The 16804-nt window shown below is 72.8% G+C and carries 18 protein-coding genes; all 18 read right to left on the bottom strand.

Going from position 1 to position 16804, the window contains the following annotated elements; genetic code table 11:
- Positions 1–11: 11 nt before the first annotated feature.
- The 18 genes from O7622_RS01260 to O7622_RS01175 all read right to left on the bottom strand — a co-directional run bounded on the left by O7622_RS01260 (position 12) and on the right by O7622_RS01175 (position 16772).
- Positions 12–3377 carry a hypothetical protein gene (locus tag O7622_RS01260; RefSeq protein WP_282311460.1) on the bottom strand — a complete coding sequence of 1122 codons (3366 nt, stop codon included), beginning with the start codon at positions 3375–3377 and terminating at the stop codon, positions 12–14.
- The gene (locus tag O7622_RS01255) at positions 3377–6019 is read right to left on the bottom strand and encodes a hypothetical protein (protein WP_282311459.1); all 2643 of its coding nucleotides are present in this window, start codon (positions 6017–6019) and stop codon (positions 3377–3379) included. The genes O7622_RS01260 and O7622_RS01255 overlap by 1 nt, the downstream gene beginning before the upstream one ends.
- Before the next feature lie 134 nt (positions 6020–6153).
- On the bottom strand, positions 6154–6579 hold the full coding sequence (locus tag O7622_RS01250) for a hypothetical protein (protein ID WP_282311458.1): 426 nt from the start codon (positions 6577–6579) through the stop codon (positions 6154–6156).
- Positions 6580–7074 (bottom strand): hypothetical protein, encoded by a 495-nt coding sequence (locus tag O7622_RS01245; protein WP_282311457.1) that lies wholly within the window; start codon positions 7072–7074, stop codon positions 6580–6582.
- Between the two features lie 3 nt (positions 7075–7077).
- The gene (locus tag O7622_RS01240; protein WP_282311456.1) at positions 7078–7488 is read right to left on the bottom strand and encodes a phage tail tube protein; all 411 of its coding nucleotides are present in this window, start codon (positions 7486–7488) and stop codon (positions 7078–7080) included.
- Positions 7489–7518: 30 nt separating this feature from the next.
- Positions 7519–8274 carry a hypothetical protein gene (locus O7622_RS01235; protein WP_282311455.1) on the bottom strand — a complete coding sequence of 252 codons (756 nt, stop codon included), beginning with the start codon at positions 8272–8274 and terminating at the stop codon, positions 7519–7521.
- A 2-nt stretch (positions 8275–8276) separates the two neighbouring features.
- Entirely contained in the window at positions 8277–8696 is a 420-nt protein-coding gene (locus tag O7622_RS01230) for a hypothetical protein (RefSeq protein WP_282311453.1), read from the bottom strand.
- A 4-nt stretch (positions 8697–8700) separates the two neighbouring features.
- Entirely contained in the window at positions 8701–9066 is a 366-nt protein-coding gene (locus tag O7622_RS01225) for a hypothetical protein (RefSeq protein WP_282311452.1), read from the bottom strand.
- Positions 9067–9077: 11 nt separating this feature from the next.
- Entirely contained in the window at positions 9078–9962 is an 885-nt protein-coding gene (locus O7622_RS01220; RefSeq protein WP_282311451.1) for a hypothetical protein, read from the bottom strand.
- A 10-nt stretch (positions 9963–9972) separates the two neighbouring features.
- Positions 9973–10356: a hypothetical protein gene (locus tag O7622_RS01215; RefSeq protein ID WP_282311450.1), complete on the bottom strand. Its 384-nt coding sequence runs from the start codon at positions 10354–10356 to the stop codon at positions 9973–9975.
- Positions 10357–10433: 77 nt separating this feature from the next.
- The gene (locus tag O7622_RS01210) at positions 10434–10856 is read right to left on the bottom strand and encodes a hypothetical protein (protein ID WP_282311449.1); all 423 of its coding nucleotides are present in this window, start codon (positions 10854–10856) and stop codon (positions 10434–10436) included.
- Complete coding sequence (locus O7622_RS01205) at positions 10780–11082, bottom strand: hypothetical protein (RefSeq protein ID WP_282311448.1); 303 nt, start codon at positions 11080–11082, stop codon at positions 10780–10782. The genes O7622_RS01210 and O7622_RS01205 overlap by 77 nt, the downstream gene beginning before the upstream one ends.
- Positions 11083–11086: 4 nt before the next feature.
- Positions 11087–12448 (bottom strand): phage major capsid protein, encoded by a 1362-nt coding sequence (locus tag O7622_RS01200; RefSeq protein WP_282311447.1) that lies wholly within the window; start codon positions 12446–12448, stop codon positions 11087–11089.
- A 157-nt stretch (positions 12449–12605) separates the two neighbouring features.
- Entirely contained in the window at positions 12606–13283 is a 678-nt protein-coding gene (locus tag O7622_RS01195) for an HK97 family phage prohead protease (RefSeq protein ID WP_282311446.1), read from the bottom strand.
- Positions 13280–14431 (bottom strand): phage portal protein, encoded by a 1152-nt coding sequence (locus O7622_RS01190; RefSeq protein WP_282311444.1) that lies wholly within the window; start codon positions 14429–14431, stop codon positions 13280–13282. The genes O7622_RS01195 and O7622_RS01190 overlap by 4 nt, the downstream gene beginning before the upstream one ends.
- A complete protein-coding gene (locus O7622_RS01185) occupies positions 14428–14610 on the bottom strand; it encodes a hypothetical protein (RefSeq protein ID WP_282311442.1) in 183 nt (60 codons plus the stop codon). The genes O7622_RS01190 and O7622_RS01185 overlap by 4 nt, the downstream gene beginning before the upstream one ends.
- The gene (locus O7622_RS01180) at positions 14603–16312 is read right to left on the bottom strand and encodes a terminase family protein (protein ID WP_282311441.1); all 1710 of its coding nucleotides are present in this window, start codon (positions 16310–16312) and stop codon (positions 14603–14605) included. The genes O7622_RS01185 and O7622_RS01180 overlap by 8 nt, the downstream gene beginning before the upstream one ends.
- Positions 16272–16772: a helix-turn-helix domain-containing protein gene (locus tag O7622_RS01175; protein ID WP_282311440.1), complete on the bottom strand. Its 501-nt coding sequence runs from the start codon at positions 16770–16772 to the stop codon at positions 16272–16274. Before O7622_RS01175 ends, O7622_RS01180 begins: the two co-directional genes overlap by 41 nt.
- Between the last annotated feature and the right edge of the window lie 32 nt (positions 16773–16804).

Here is a 16804-nt window from a genome sequence, read left to right as displayed (position 1 = left end):
GGTCACCTCTCTCACAGCGACAGCACCGCGGGCTGCCACACGTCGACGTCCGTGCCGGCGGGCCAGGTCCGGGTCACACCGTTCACCCCGCGGGCGGAGAGGGTCACCAGCTGCGGGCTGATCAGCCGGACGTTGTCCACCGACACCACGACCGGCAACGTGCTCGTGTTGCCGGACTCCAGGCGGGTCGCCACGCCGCCGAGGGTGCCCGACGTCAGATCGCCGTCGGTGGCCTCGACCTGCCAGCCGGGTTCCGGGACAGCCGTTCGCCACGCCTTCGCGCGCAGCAGCGAGCCGCGGGCGAACACGGCCACCCGCCAGGTCGCGCCGGCGGCGTGGGTGCCGATGCCGGCCGCCGACGCGAGGCTGCCGGACAGGGCGCCGCCGACCCGCTTCAGCAGGACCAGGTCGACGCCGCCGCCGACCTTGATGTCCAGCCGGGCGCAGTAGTAGTTGTTGGTGTCTGCCGCCCGGAACAGCACCCAGTGCGTCACCGGCGCGCCGGTCGGCGCGGCGAGCGGGTTCGTGATCTCCAGCAGCAGCGTCGGGTCGGTGGTGGCGAGGTCGGCCAGGGCGTACCGGAGCACGTTGACGGTGCCGTTGGAGATCCGGCCGGCGGTGCCGCTGGTGCTGTAGTCCGACGTCGCGCCGCCGGACACGGTCCACGGTTGCCCGGTGCCGGCCGTGCCCCACCCGTTCGACACGGTGCGGGTGAACGTGTCCGCCAGAGCCGGGCCGATCGCCGAGGCGGCCACCTGTTCGGCGCCGACCCGCAGGCTCAGCGGGAAGTCGGCGGCGTCTTCCGTCCACGGCCCGTTCTCGTCGGTGGACGCGAGCAGCATCGACAGGTTCCCGGCCGCCAGGCCGAGAGTGGTGCTGCCGTCGGCCGGGACGCGGGCCGCGCCGTCGACCACCGCCACGTCCCACGGCGAGCCGGGAGACGCGTTGTAGGTGATCGTCCAGTCGTAGACGTCGAGGTGCTCGGCGTACCCCTGCACCATCACCTTGACCGGTCCCGGCGGCAGCCACGGCGGAAGGTTCGCCGGCGACAGGGCATCCCCGGCGTCGACCCGCGCCACCGCCTGCGTCAGCGCCGGATCGGAGGCCAGCGCCCGCGCGGCGAGGTCGACCCGGATGCGCGGATAGCGTGCCTCGTCCACGGTGCCGAGCCACAGCCGCCAGCCCGCCTGATCGGGGAGCTGGTCGTCGGTGGCGACGTTGACGGTGTCCGACGTGTCGTAGGTGCCGACCCCGGCGGGCGGGTTCGCGGTCGACAGCGGCCCGGTGGTCTGCACGGCCCGCGCGGACCCGCCATCGGGCCGGCTGACCGTGATGTCGTTGCGGGTCGCGTCGTCGTCGTCGACCGGGTCGAACGGCGGGCTGATGTGCCCGGCAGCGTAGTCGAGCGGCACCGCCGGCCGGTTGTAGAGGCTCGCCCGGGTCCGGTAGGTGAGGCCCAGGTGGCTGCGGGCGTCGGTGAGGATGCCGCCGTCGGCCTTGGCCGCGTCCCTGAGCACGTCGAGCAGCGGCGCGATGGGCTGCGGCCCCATGACCTCCGTGTCGTGCGGGTAGCCCCACACGGTCACGGGGACGCCTTCCTCCGCGGCGAGGCGGATGATCCGGTTGCCGGCGGTCTCGCCCGCGTAGCCGGTGGACACCTGGGCGAGGTTGTCGGCGAGGAACAGCCGCTGGTCGGCGACGGCCAGGTGGGAGACGAGGCCGTCCTGGAGGTAGGCCGAGCCGACGACCTCGACCTTGGTCGGGTAGCCGAAGGCGCCGGCGTAGGTGAACGCCGAGCCGGGTGTCGCGTAGAAGCTGTTGCCGGCGTTCGTCCAGTACGGCCGCCAGGAGACGTTGCCGCCGACCTGGGAGAACTCGACGTACATCAGCATCCAGCTCGTCAGCAGCACCCCGCCGTTGAGGATGCCCTCGTCGTCGACGACCGCGCCGGTGCGGCTGTACCCGACGAACCGGAAGCCGCCCGAGGACGCCTGCAGCTCCCACCGGGCGACGGTGCCGCCGCTGGTGTATAGCCGCAGGTAGGTGACGTCGCCGCCGCTGGGCTGCGCCGGCAGCTTCAGGAACAGCATCAGCGACCAGGCCGACGACCCGGGCCGGGCGACGACGGGCGTACTGATGAACGACGTGAAGTCGGTCATCTGGGCCGCAGCGACGGTGCCGCCCAGCCGACCGCTCGTGACTCCGAAGGTCACCTTGTTGGAGCTGCCCGCGCCGATGCCGGCGGCGGCGCTGGTCGGCCGGGTCGCGTTCTCGCCGTCCTCCAGCGGCAGGTACGCGGCCGGATTGGCTGCGGTCAGCGTCCGCCGCAGCGGCGAGATGACCGGGGAGTTGCCCTGCGACATGCGGCGGGTCACTCCGGCCGCCTCGACGGGCACCCAGCGGTCCTTGCCGGAGATGTCCCAGCGGGGCGGCCACGCGCTCACCTCCCCGTGGAAGCGGGCGCCGCGGTCGATGGGGATGGCCCCGCCGGACCAGGTCCACGTGCGGCCCTGAGCGTCAACGAGCTGGGTGTCCCCGGCCCGCAAGGCGGTGAAGTCCGGGGAGGCCACCAGGATGCCGCTGTGGCGCAGCTCGAAGCCGTACAGCTCGCCGTTCATGCCCCACGCGCCGAACGACGACACCCGGCCGACCTCAACGCCGTACGGCCCGGCCTTGACGCTGGTGGCGCCGAACGTGCCCTGGCTCAGCTGCGTCCAGGGCCCGGCGATCGTGGGTGCGGTGTAGAACGTCCGAACGCCGGTCGCCACGGTCAGGGTCACCCGCAACGCCAGCGACCCGTCCGGCAGCGGCGCCGGCCGGAACTGCCCGGAGTTGCTGCCGGTCAGCACGCTGGACCCGTTGACCCAGTAGAACTCCAGGTTCCCGGCGTCACCGATCGCGAATGCCCAGGCGTCGTCCTTCCCGGCGATGAACGCCCGGGTGTGGTCGGTCCACTGCGGCAGCCGCAGCCACACCCGCACGTCCAGGTCACCGGTGCCGTTGAGCGAGGCGTGCGGGCCGGTGACGGCGGCGCCCTGAGCGGCAGCGCCGGCGCCGCGCCGCCCGTCGACAGCCAGCGCCCCGCCCGGGCCGGCTTCGGCGACCCGCACCCGGATCGGGGTGTTGCGGCCCAGCAGCCCGTAGTACGGGCTGGCCGGGTTCCGGCCCGAATACTTGCCGCCGCGGTGATTCAGGACCAGGCCGCAGCGGGCCACCTCGACCTCGCTGCCCTCGTTCGGGCGGCCCCGGCTGATCGACACCCCGCCGCCGGAGCTGGCGGAGCCCACACGCACGTCGGGAGTGACGTCGACCCAGCCGAGAGCCGGGCCAAGGTGCAGCTCGGTGGTGAGACCGAGAGGAGTCGCCGGGAACGCCATCAGCCGCTCCTTCCGAGCACGACCTGCACGTTGCCGCCGCGCACCTTCACCGCGGCGCGCAGCATCTCCACGAGGAAGTCGGCCATCGGGGTGCCGTCAGACTCCAACCGCAGCGTGGTCACACCCCCGCCGCCGGCCTGCGACAGCGGGGTGACCCGGGCGCCGGTGGGCAGATCCACGATCTCCGGCTCTCCGCCGTCACCGACGATCGCCGCGCCGCCGCGGGTGATGTTGCCGCCGCGGGCCAGCAGCGGCAGGGTCGGCATGCTCCAGCCCATCCCACCGATGCCCCCCGGGATCCACGACGGAGCCCGGAACGACAGCCGGCCGACGGTACGGTTCCAGAACGAGGCGATCTGGTTGAAGCCCCACCGGAACGGGCTCAGGATGATCCGGCCGACGTTGGCCAGGCCGCGCCCAAGCCGCCCCGGCAGGGACAGGTACCAGTTCAGGAACCGGGCGCCGCCGGAGACGATCCCGTTGTACGCGCCGAGGATCCACTTCTTCCACAGGGTGTTGACGAACCAGTCGCCGACCGCCGCGGCGGCCGTCTTGATCGCGCCCCAGGCGACCTTCCACGCGGTCTGGAACCACGTCGTCTTGGTGGCGATCAGCACGATGATCCCGATCAGCGCGATCACCGCGAGGATGATCAGACCCACCGGGTTGGCGGTCATCGCCGCGTTGAGCACCCACTGCGCGGCCGCCCACGTCAGCGTCGCCGCCCGGGTCGCCACCATCGCCACCCGCTGCGCGGCCATGCCCACCACGGCGCGGGCCCGGGCGAGGATCCCGCCGTTGGTCGCCGCCGTCTCCGCCGCGGCCGCCGCCGTGGCACCGCGGTGCACCGCGGTGTTCGCGATCAGCGCCTGCGTCTGCGCCTGGAGAGCAGCGCGCATGCCCCAGTTCGCGGCCACCTCAGCCACCCGGATGGGCAGGGCCACCACCGTGGCGATGTTCGCCGCGGTCTGCGCCGTCTTCGAGATCACGTAGCCGGCGGCGATGACCGGCAACAACTTGGCCAGGGTGTCCAGGTGCCCGGCAGCGAAGGACACGACCTGGCCGGTGAGGTTCAGGCCGTCGTTGAACTCGTCGCCGTGCGCGGCGACCACCGGGATGACCTGCCCGAGGCCGGTCAGGATCGACCGCAGCGTGGACAGGACCTGCCCGACGCGTTCCTGCCCCTCGGCGGACTCCAGCCACTGCCGCATCGCCGCCGACCCGGCCACCAGCGCGTCCAGGGTGCCGCCGCCGTTGTCGCCGGCGCCGAGCACCGCCTTGACCGACATCACCACGTTCCACGCCAGCGCACCGAACTGCCGCAGCGCCGTCAGCCCGGTGGAAATCCACCGCTGGGCATCGCCGGAGCGGCGCGCGTTGATCGACCACTGCTCGAAGCGAGTCGCGATCGTGCCGACGTTCCCGGCGAGCCCGGGCAGGAAATTGGAGCCGACGGCCACCCACTGGAGCAGCCCGTTGACCACCGGCCGCACCGCCCGGGCCAGCCGGTCGGTGGTCTTCGCGGTGTTGTCGAGCAGCCGCTCGACGTCGCGCACGCCGGCGCTGGTGCGCAGCAGCCCCGCCGACTGGCGGATGGCCACGTTGAAGCTGCCGCCCATCCGCCCCAGCCACGTCGTCACCCGCGGCAGGTAGATGCCGGAGAGGTCCCGCAGGTCACCGGCCACGTTGCGGAAGGTCGCCTGCTGGCCGGCCCGCGCCGCGCCAGCCCACGCCGGCGCGAGCGCCCGCAGCGTGAGGATCACTTCCCGGCCCGCCGGCGACAGCCGCGCGAGCGCCTCCGCCGCCGGGTCGATGCCACCCGAGGCGGCGCCGGCGCTGGACTCCCGCACCGCCTCCTGCGCATCGGCGAGGCGCTGCGCGGCCTGCTCCACCTGCCGCTGGGCGTCACGCTGGCGCTCCAGCGCGGCCTGCACCGCGTCGCTGCCCTCGATGCCCTTGCGAGCGCCGTCTTCTTGCTCGGCGGCCAGGTCCTCGACCCGGTCTGTGACCTGCTCCACGGTCAGCTTCGCCCGCTCGTAGGCGCGTTCGGCCTTCGCGATGTCCTCCGGCACCCCGCCCTGCCGGGCCCGGATCAGATCCCGCTCCGCTTCGGCGACCGCATCGATCGCGTCGCCCTCGTCCAGGCGGGCCTCCCGGACGCTGCGCGACAGGTCGTCCAGGCGCTCCGCTTCCTCCTTGCGAGCCCGGGTCACGGCTGCCTGAACGGCCAGTTCGGCCCGCTCGGCGTCTGCCAGGGCGTCGGTGGCGGTCTTCACCTCCCGTTGGGCCTGCGCCACGCGGCGGCCCGCCCCGGCGGCCGACCCGCCGCCACCCGTCGCGGCCTGTCCGGTCGCCTTCCACGCGTCCGCCAGGCCGAAGGTGACGGTGCGGGCCGCTGCGACAGCGGCGACGGTGCCGGCGATCGCCGCCGGCATCAGCCAGATCGCGCCGGCCGCGCCGGCCGCCGACGAGGCAAGCGCGATGGCGTGCGCGCCGGCCGACGCCATCGCCCCGCCGAGCGCGACCGTGGACGCCGCCGAGGCGAGGTTCGCCGCCCGCACCTGCCCCGCCGTGCGGGTCAGCAGCTGGGACACGCCGCGGTCGCGGCCGACGGTGTTGAACACCAGGCTGGTATCCGACACGGGCAGGTCACCTCCCTACTTCTGCTTGGCCAGCTCGGCTTGCGCCTGGTCGACCTGCTCGCACGCGGCGAGGAACTGGTCGACGGTCAGCCGGTCCTGCTCGGACAGGGGGATGTGCAGCAGCGACGCGATGCTCAGGGCGTAGGCGTGGCGTCGCTCGGCGAGAGGGCTTTTCCCGGGTCGTCCGGGGCGTCGGCCAGCTGCTGGCGCAGCACCGCCAGGGTAAGCATCCGATCCTCGGGCGACAGGTCACCGTCGGGCAGCCGCTCCACCTCCGCGATCTCGGCCTCGATCTCGCTCTTGGTGCGCTCCAGCAGCAACTCGTCGTCGTAGAAGTCGACGTCGGCGTACTTCAGCGTCGGGTGCTGGCGGCGCAGCATCGTCCACAACAGCGCCCGCCTGGCGCTGGTCTGCCCCTTGAGCAGCTGCGCTTTGAAGTCCGTCGCGTACGCCAGGCCGGTGTGCTGCTCGATGGCCTCCATCTCCATCACGCGCAGCCGGCCGGGCCGGTACTCCCACCGCTGCTCCTCGCCGCCCTCCGGCCGGTACACCAGGAACATTCAGCCTCTCCTCGCGATTCGTCGTGCACGGTTGTCCAGGGCCCGGGCGGCCGCAGAGTGCAGCCGGGCGTGCAGTCGGCGAAGTGGGTCGTCGAACCAGCCCGGCGCGCCGATCTGCGTCACCCACGTCTCGGTGTCGCCGTGCACCGGGTGCCGCCAGCCCCGCCGGCTGTTCAGCCGCTTCGGGGCGTTGACGAAGTTCCGCAGGGTGATCTTCCGGGCGCGGATCCGCGCGCCGGCGCCGCGGCCGCTCATGCGCACCTGCGACTCGACGCTGGCGGACACCGCCTGGCGCAGCGGCTCGTGCCCGTCGTCCAGGCCTCCGGTCGCCATGCCCATCAGCGACCCGCGTACCGTCGCGACACCCAGCTCCAGCGCCGCATGTAGATCGGTGGCCAGCTCGGCGCGCCACTGCTCGCCGCTGGCCTCGTCGTCGAGTGCCCGAGCCACCCGGGAGAACGAGCTGCTGTCCGGCTCGACGACGACGTGGTCCATCGGTCAGGCCGTCGCCCGGGCGACCACGCCGCTGGTGGGGAAGGTGTACGACGCCTCGTTGACGTCACCCGGCGAGCCGGAGATCGGCGTCCAGTTCTTGATCAGGATGTTGCCGGTGTACTTCGGGTTCGAGGTGCCCACCACCGCGTTGGTGGCGCGGACCTCGAACGTGGTCACCTGGCCGAACAGCGCCCACATCGCGCTGTCGAGCGCCGACGCGGCCACGTCGTTCTTGAAGGTCACGGCCAGGCCACCGGAGGACAGGCCACCGAGGACCTCCTTCCAGCCCTGGCTGGCGAAGGTCGTCACGTCCTTCTCCTCGACCTCCACGGCCAGCTCGGCCTTGGAGGTGTTGGCGGAGCGGTCGACGCCGTTGATGGCCACGTACGAGGCCTTGAGCACCATGATCGGCATGGCGGTGGTCCCTTCAGGTGGTGTGGTTGCTCAGGCCGGGGAGACGCCGAGCGAGACGACGAACAGGAAGCTGGGCGTGGTGCCGGTGATGGTCCAGCTCGCCCGGTAGTAGGTGTCGGTGACCGGTCCGGCCAGCCGCTTGGCCTCGCCGCCCCGCGCGGTCGCCGCGGTGAAGGTGATCAGGTCGGTGGGCGAGGAGAACCCGGCCGCGTCGTCCGACTGGATCTTCACGGTGATGGTCGGAGTGGCCGTGCCGGCGACCGACAGGACGTGCAGCGCGGCGATCAGCTCACCGCCGGCGGGCACCGCCAGGTGCTGCACGGCGGTGCCGACCCCGGTAGCGGTCCGGGCGGTGCCCGGCGGGTGCGCGATCAGCCCGCGCACGATCGGGTACGACCCGGACCAGCCCGCCGACCACGGCGCAATCTCACCCTGCGTACCGCCGAGCTGGTAGCTGCCGCGCATCGCCTGAGTCACGTAGGCGACGTCGCCGACGGCCGCGCCGCGCGGGCAGACCGTCCACGCGCCCACGCCGCCCAGCGACGACCAGGACGCGTCATCGACCATGCCCGGGTCGCCGGCCTGCCAGAACCCAGACGCCGACGCCTTGCCGGTCTTCGTACCGGCGATGACCTCTTTCCAGATCCGGTCCGTGGCCGCGTCGTAGGACCCGAACGTGGTGACGTCGCGTTCCTCGGCCTCGCCGCCGACCTCGACCTTGTTGGACGCGCTGGTCAGGTCGGCCCCGCCGTTGAAGATCCTGACGTTCTTCAGGATTTCCGCCACGGCTACCCCTCCTCGCTGTCGATGCCGATCACGCGCACCGGCCACTCGCCGCCGTAGTAGCGCTTCTCGCCGACCTGGTACTGGCGGTGCCCACGGAACTGCCGCACATGCAGGTCCTGGCACGCGCCACCGAGCGTCGGATCCGCCTCGAACCGCGCCTTGACCGACGTCGGACCCGTGCGGCGCATGAAATCCTTCAGCCGCTCCTGACCCGCCATGTCGTCGGCCCTTGAGGTGAGCACCCGCACGATCACCTCGGCGTCCACCAGACCGCCGTACGTCTGGTCGTAGTTGATCGTCCACTCGCCGACGTACAGGTGAGGCTCGGAGATCGAGTCCGGCACCATCGGGTCCGCGCGCACGATGCCCGCCACCTCGGCGCCGGCGAGCGCCAGGCGCTGGCTGACCAGGACGAAGTCCACCGGCTCAGTGCGCCTTGCTGCTCTTCGCCGCGCCGCCCGGGAGCGGCGGGGTGTCCTCTTCCTCGTCGGGCGGGGCGGCCAACGGAGCACGGCGGCGGGCGTCAGTCCCGCCCTGCTCGCCGGCGGCTGCGGCCTCCAGCTCGGCCAGGTCGACCTGCCGGACCCAGAACTGCGCCTGGGCGTCCACGGCGGCGACCGCGTCCCGGTCGTCGGCCTGCTCGGCCGCGGCGCGCTCCTCGGCCAGCCGGGCCAGGGTCCGTACCGCGATCAGCTGCTGATCGACACGGCGGGCCTCTACCAGGCGACCGGCGTCCTCGTGCTCGGCGCGCAGCTGCTCCAGGTGGGCCAGGATCGGGTCGGTGGTCGTCACGGGTGCCTCCTTCAGGCGATTCCGGGTAGGACGTACGGGGCGATCAGCGCTTCGGCGTCCGGATCCCACCGAGACAGCCGGACCGCACCCCACTCCGAGCTGCCGGCCACGCCCTCCGGAGAGTCCTTGCGCATGTAGAGGCGGTTCGCCAGCAGCACCGCCGCCATCGAGATCTCGTCCGGCACGGTCGGCCACCCCCAGCGGGCGGTGACCCGGACACTGCGGCTGGACCAGTAGCCGAGAGGGCTCGCCAGCTCGGTGATGGGCCAGCCGATCTCGATGCTGTTGAACGGGCTTGGCTCCCATGCCGTCGTCGACGTCCAGGTCTCGCCCGACCCCGTCTCGACGAGCAGGCCGGTGGTCGACGCGATGTCGTCGACGAGCAGCACACCCGCCGGTGTGACCCGGCCAGCCACACCGAACACCCGAGGCGCGGGTGCGGCGGCGAGGGTGAAGGTGCGACCGCACCGGCGGTCGATCATCCGGCACGCCGCGGCGAGCGCGCGGGTCAGCGCGGCGTCGTCGTCGGCGGCTGTGATCCGGCGGGCGGCCTTGAGCTGCGGCAGCGTGGCGTAGAGGGCGCTCGCGGCAGGCTGCTCGATGACAGTGAGGATGTCGGTGGCCTGGACCTGATCGCCGTCGCCGTCGGTGCCCCGCCAGATGACCAGGTAGTCGCCGGCTGCCTGCGCCGCCGGCACCTGCCAGGTGTAGACGTTGACGCCCGTCGCCGGGTTGGTCACGCCGCTGCCGGTCGGGCCGACGACCGCCGTGCCACCGGCGGACGGGGAGATCTCCAGCGTCACCGCCGTGACCGGGCTCGCCGGGCCGCCTGGGTACTGGAGCCACTCCACCGGCAGGGCGATCGAGCGGCCCTGCGCCACCGTGTACGCGGTCATCTTCTCGCCCTCACGCCTGCGGGTAGGTAATGCCGTCGAGTGCCACGAATCCGGCCTGGCCGGCGTTGAGCGCGTTCAGGCCGGTGATCGCACCGTCCGGGGCGACGGTCAGGTTCGTCGAGATGTTGCCGCCGGTGGTCCGTACGCAGAACGTCACCGTCTCCGCCGGCCGCAGCCCCACGGGAACCTGCGCGATGGTCGCGCCGGCGGAGATGGTGACGGCGCCCCACGTCAGCCGTCCCTTGAGCCGCACGATCCGGCCCGGGTCGAGCCGGGCCTGGGGCGACGGGAAGCCGGCACCTGGCGCGGCGATGTTCGTCCCGAGCGTCAGGTCCTGCCACGCGCCTGCCACGTTGGCCTTGGTCGGGTCACCGCCGGTGTATCCGGTGGCCACGTACGCCTCCCCTCGGGTGCTCGGCCGGCGACTGTGGCGCCGCCCCACCGGTCATCCCGGTGGGGCGACGCCGACCGTCAGCGCGCGTTCTTCTTGGGCTGCTCGGCCGTACGCTGCGCCGCCGCCGCGGCCGGCCGGGCGTCGGCCACCTCTTCGGCCTTGGCCTCGGCCGCCTCGCGGATGTGCGCGGTCAGGTCAGCCCGCGCCTCCTGGACGGTCTTGCCGGAGTACGCCTCGGCCCGCCGCGCCGCGGCCGCCGCCTCGCCCTGCGGGTCCGGGCCCGGGGTGGCCATCGGCGCGCCGTGGATGATGCTGCCGGCCGCGGCGCGGTCGGCAGCCGCCCGGCGGTTGGCCGCCAGCTGCCGCTGCGACTGCTCGGTGCCGTCGGGGTGGACGTAGCCCTCCTCGCCCGGCTTCGGCCAGTCACTGGCGCTCTGCTGCTGCTCGGCGACCTGCGGACTTGCGGGCTGCTCGCCCGGCACCGCGGGGTTCTCCGCCATCTCCTGCTCCCTTCGGTGGTGTGGTCGGGCCCGCCGGCGGCGCCGGGTCGACGCCGAGCCGGGACAGCTCGGCGTCGACCGCGGCGACCCGGTCGGGCAGGTTGCGCTGGACGTAGCCGGCGCGTTCGCGCCGCAGCGCGGCGATCAGCGTTTCCTCGGCGGTGGGAACCTCGATGTGGTCGACGCCGCCGTTGCGCACGGCGCGGACCTCGACGCGGTCAGGCACCGGCTCAGAAGGTCGGCGCGGCCAGGCCGGTGCCGGAGATGACGCTGATCGCCTTCGGATACCGGGAGGCGTGCAGCGCGGCGTAGCGGTAGAAGCGCAGCACCACGGACAGCTGCCGGGCCAGCGTCTCCCGGAACGTCTCCGCGTTCGCCGCGCCCTCGTAGAAGATCACGTCGGAGGACCGGGCGATGATGATCCGGTCCTCGTTGGTGCCCGCGCCGAGGTTCGTCGGGATGTTCGGGTCGACGAACACCGGCAGGCCCTGGAGCACGCCGACGCGGCCCTGCGAGACCACGCCGCCCGCCTGAGCGATCGAGTTCGTGGCGTCCGGGGTGATCAGCGGACGGCCCTGCCCGTCGAGCGCGCCGAGGAACCACGCCCACCGGCGCGGGTGCATGAAGATCTTGTCGCCCGGCATCAGCCGGCCCGTGTGGATCTGCTGGATGGCGTCGGCCACCTTCGCGTACAGCTCTCCCGGCGTCGGGCTGGCGTCGGTGTAGGTCACCCCGTTGACGCCGGAGACGTTGAGCAGACCCACCTTGTTGGTGGCGTTGTTGTTGATCACGAAGACGTCGGCCTTGATGGCGTAGTCCGCGGCGAGGTCGCCGAGCAGGACCTCGTCCATGTTCACCGGCGACTGGTCCAGCAGCTGCTGCGCCACCACCTGCTCGCCGGCGATCGTGGTCACCGCCGCCGACACCGAGTTGGTGGTGGCGTCGGTCGACTGCACGTTGGTGTTCTGCGTGGCCTGTTCCGCCACGGCGGTGCCGGTGGCCAGCCGCGGCAGGCTGATCGTGTCCGTGCCGCCCGGCAGCGGCTGCGAGCGGACCTGGTCGGCGACGACCCGGCCGGCGCGGGCCAGCTCGATGAAGTCCTGCACCATCCACAGCGGCGGCACGAAGTCGCCGCCCGCGCCGTCGGTGGTCGTCAGGGCCCGGTACTCCGTGCTGTCGGCCATCGCCCGGTCGTTGCGGGCCAGCCGCTCGATCGCGTCCGGCTTCCCGGACAGCTGCGCGCGGGCCAGGTCACGGAAGTAGGAGGTCTGGCCGCCCTTGCGGTACACCTCCGGCTCGGAGGTGACGCGGGCGCCGCCGGTCGGACGGGGCGCCGCCGGCGAGGTGCGGGAGGTCAGGTCGGCGACCTCGGCCTCGCGGGCCTGCTCCGCCTCCAGGCGCTCCAGGTCGGCGCGGGCGGTGTCGATCGCGGCGTCGGCCTCGTCGCGGACGCGGGTCCGCTCGGTGACCATCTCCTCGGTCAGGTTCGGGTCGTTGCGCAGCGCCATCAGCTGCTCCTGCGCGGTGGCCCGGGTGGCGATCGCGGCCCGCAGCGCCTCCCGCGCGGCGGCGATCATCTCTTCGAGCGTCATGGCTCGGTCGTCCTTTCGTGGTGGGGAACAGGGTTGACGCCCGTGGTCCAGGTCAGACGGCCACCCGAGGCGTGGAGCGCCGGTGTGGGCTCGTGCGCGCAGAGCACGGCAGGACGCCCGCGCCGGTCAGGCCGGGCGGGACGGACAGGGAGCGGCCTCAGCGGGCCAGAGACAGCGCCAGCAGCGCGCGGGCCCGGGCGTTGCCGGGCTCCCCAGCGCGCAGGCCACTGTCGGTGTACGGGTTCGCGCCGTAGCCGACGATCGCGACGTCGCCGCGGTGGATGTCGACCCGGTCGATGCGGTACTCCGTGTAGTCCGGCGACCAGGTACCGGCCTCGATCCGGAACGCGAACGACATCTCGTCGATCAGCTTCGCGCGCAGCTTCGGCGCGATGTAGGCCACGTCGGCGTCGTCCGGGTCCAGCCGCGCGGCCACGACCAGCCCTTGGTCGTCGACCGACAGGTCCAGGGTGCCGTTAGTGGTGCGGGCGATGCGGCGCAGCTGGTCGTGACCGAGCACCAGCGGCACGTCCAGGTCGGCGCGGGCCAGGGTGGTGTCGAACGCGCCGGCGCTGACCACCTCCATGTACGGCCCGTACCAGTCCCACATCTCGTACGCCTGCTCGGTCACCGAGGCGTGGCCGGTGAACTCGAGCACGCCGCCGTCGCCGGCGGCGCGGACCTGCGGGTCGATCAGCGCGGCCCGGGCCACCGCACGGGCGCCGGCGTGCTCGGCACTGCGCCGCTGCGACGGGCGGTCGGCACGCTGGCGGACACCCTGGGATCGGGCGCGGGCAGCGTCGGCGCGGCGGGCGCGCGGGTCGGTGCCGATCATGCTTTCGCCTCCGTGGGTGTGGTGCGTGCGGCCCCGTACAGCCGATCGAACAGCGCCATGTCCTCATCCGTCAGCGGCGGAGCGTCGTACAGCGCCCGGGCCTCCGGGTTGGTCAGCGTCTTGTCCGCCAGGCGCTGATGGATGGTGGTCGCCTGGGTGGCCGGGTCCATCGCCAGCAGCGCCGCCCGGTTCAGCTTCACGTACCGGTTGCCGGGCACGAGCCGGGTCAGGGCTTTCTCCCGCCGCATGATCGGCGGCCCCAGGTGCATGATGAGCAGCTGGAGGTTGCGCTGGCTGATGTTGGCGTAGGTGACCGCCTGGCCGGATACCGCGCCGTCGATCAGGTCGGCCGGGCAGTCGAAGAACCGGGCGATGTCGGGGATGCCGTACTGCATGGTCTCCAGGAACTGGGTCTGGGAGTCGACGGCCTGCATCGGCTTCAGTTCCCAGTCCTTGCCGTGGACGAACAGCCCGCCCGAGCGGACGGCCGCCTCGTAGCCGGTCTTCGCGACCTGCGCCTCACGCTGGTTGAGCGTCTTCTCGGTGTTGACCAGCTCGGCGGCCGGGATCGCCGCGTTGCCGAACCACCCGAGCGCGAAGTCCTGCGCGGACAGGTACGAGCCGATCGACCAGGCGGCGAATGCCACCGGCGACAGGCCGACGTCCAGGCCGGCGATCGTGTACTGCTTCTCGTGCCACACGTCCTCGGGCTTGTACGTGGTGCCACCGAATCGGTAGGACAACTCACCGTTGACGCTGCTCACCGATACCTCGCCGAGCTGCACCAGGTCGATGCGCGCCGGCAGCCCGAGCGCGTTCTTCTCGGTGATCACCCCGAAGCAGTTCCCGCTGCGGTCCAGGTCGACCTGCGTCGAGTACAGCCACTCCTGAATGTCCACCCGGTCGCCGCCCGGCGAGCGCAGCACCGGCGGCGTCGCCACCGACACCCGCACGCCGTTGATGGGCCGGTAGACGTCGACCGGCATGGTGCTGATCAGGTTGGCGCGCAGTCGCAGGGCCGCCCAAACTGCCGAGTGCCGCATAGCGGTCTCGTTCGTCACCCGCACCGACCCGGTCAGCGGCCGCGCGCCAGGCGGCGGGATCGGGTTCGATCCGGAGAGCGGCTGCGCCCGGCGGAACAGGCTCACGGCCGGACCGCCCCGCGGTCGCGCCACCACTGCGCCAGCTCGGCCCCGCCGATCAGCACCACCCCGCCGACCACACCGCCGAGGCCTGCGCCGACCAGCTCGGCGGCGGCCACGCCGGCGCCGGCCGCTACGGCGAGCAGCCCGAGCACGCCCATCAGGAGAGTCGCTACCTCATGCATCAGGTCTCCCCTCCGGCCACAGGAACGAATCCGCCACGTCGTAGTCGTCGTCCACGGCGAGGTGCTTGCGGGTCTCCAGCGCGAACAGCGCGGCGATCGCCGCCTGGAGGCAGATCACGTTGCCGCTGGTCTTGCGGTCCAGCAGCCACACGTCGCCGGACGGCTTGGTCCGAGCCACCTTGTACGAATCGGTGAGCGCGTCCTGGCCCTCATGGCGCACCGTGCCCTCGCGGACCTCGGTGAGCAGCGTCGCGGTGTACGCGGCGGTGTCGCTGACCAGCGGAGAAGCGATGTCGCCGCGCACCGGGTCACCGGTGGGCAACTCGATCCCCTCGTCCTTCAGCGGCTGCTTCAGCTGCTTCGTCGGGCCGCCGCCGAGGTCCACGCCCCACGCGACCGGATCCCACCGCTCGTCCAGCTGGGCACACCGCCCGGCCAACCAGTCGATGCCCGGCTTGTACTCGATTACCCGCAGGTGGTGCTTCACCGGCGGGCCACCGTTCACAGGCTTGCCGTCGCCCGGCCAGGCCGCGACGATCGCCGCCTGCGTACCCTGCCAGTCGCAGGCGATCCCGAACGCCACCACGCTGCCCGGGGCCTGGTGGACGTCGACCAGCTCGTTCCACCGCTGCACGGGCGGCACGTTCGGGTCGGGCGGCGGTTTCGAGCCGCGCCGCCGGTTGAGGTACGCCCGCTCGAAGTCGGCCACGGTGGTGGCCTTCTCCTTCTCCGCCTGGATGGTGTCCAGCCGCACGGTGTGCCGCCACCGCTGCCGGCCCTGCTCGTCGACGCCGCACGTGCACGGGCCGCTCTCCAGCGGGCACAGCGCCGGCATGCACCGCAGCCACGTCGCCGGGTCGTCGTAGGGGCCGGTCAGCTCCGACCATTCCAGGTAGCAGATCGTGGATCGCTGCCCGGACTCGGCGATCTCCCGCCCCAGGTCGACCTTGGCCGCCAGGTACGTGCTCTTCTCGGTGCCCTCGGTCGACGTCCGCCAGTGCTGCGGCGACCACCGGGTCAGCATCGCCGGCGAGAACGCCTGCTCCAGCCGGGCGTCCTCAGCGTGGAAGAACTCGTCCTCGAACCCCAGATCCAAGGTCTTGCCGTGCGCGGCGTCCTCGGTGTTCGCCGTGATCCCGTCAATCGCGCCGGTGTCCCAGATCAGCGCTTCCGACCCGCCCCGCAACCGGGCCCGGAACCGCGCCGCCAGCGGCGACTTCAGCAGCACCGGCAGGTGATCGTCGATCAGCTTGTCCCGCGCATCCTGGCGTTTCTGCGCCGCGTACAGGATCCGCTGCCGGCCGACCTGCTGCGGCGCGTGCCGGCGGGCCTCGCGCGGGAACGCCAGCGCCCGGTGCGTCTTCACGCCGAGCGTGATCGAGGTCTTGCCGGACTGGCGCGGCACCAGCAACGTCACGTCCCGGTAGGCCAGCGCCTGCGTGTCCGGGTCGACCTCCAGGGCGACGTCGACGCTGTAGCGCTGCCACGGCATCATCGGCATGCCCAGCTGCGCCGAGATCCGCGCCACCGCCGTGCCGTACGTCTTCCGAGACGGATCGCGGACGGTACCGACCCGGGGCGGGCAGGTCAGCCCGTACGCCGCCCAGATCTCCTCCCGCGACATCCCCGGTCGCAGCAGCACCGGGTAGGGCTCGAAGCGGTCAGGACGGGCCGAGGTCTTCGTCTTCGTCGTCGTCCGCAACCCGGCCCTCCCAGATGTCCGCGAGCGCCGCCCGCAGCTCCTTGGAGACCGCGGCGGTGGCCATGCCTGCGTCCTCGTCCAGCTTGCGCGCCAGGGCATAGGACGCCTCGGCGAGAGGGTGTTCCCGGCCGTCCAGGTCGCCGAGCTGGCGCACCGCCTCCCGGGTGGCCGACTCGACCGGGCCGCACGACGGCGGCGTGGCCACGTCCGCTCCGAACAGGCCGCGGTGCTCGCCGAGCAGCTGCCGGACCGGCACCTCGAGAGCCGCCGCCAGCCAGACCAACTCGTCGACGCTCGGCGCCCGCTTCCCGGTCTCGACGTTGCGGTACGCCGGCGCGGTGAACGACGCCGGTGCTCCGGCGGCCCGGGCCGCGGCCGCGACCTCCTCGCGGGTGGTGCCCTGGACCCGCCGAGCAGCAACGATTTCGGCGGTGATCCCGGCGCTGATCGGCTCGCTCACCGGTGGTTCCTGGTGCTCCATTCGGGCGTCCC

Origin of the sequence: Micromonospora sp. WMMD1076 (assembly GCF_029581475.1) — a bacterium.
GTDB classification, from domain to species: domain Bacteria; phylum Actinomycetota; class Actinomycetes; order Mycobacteriales; family Micromonosporaceae; genus Micromonospora; species Micromonospora aurantiaca.
Note: the sequence above shows the minus strand (reverse complement) of the source record. Positions and strands in the feature narration are given on the sequence as shown.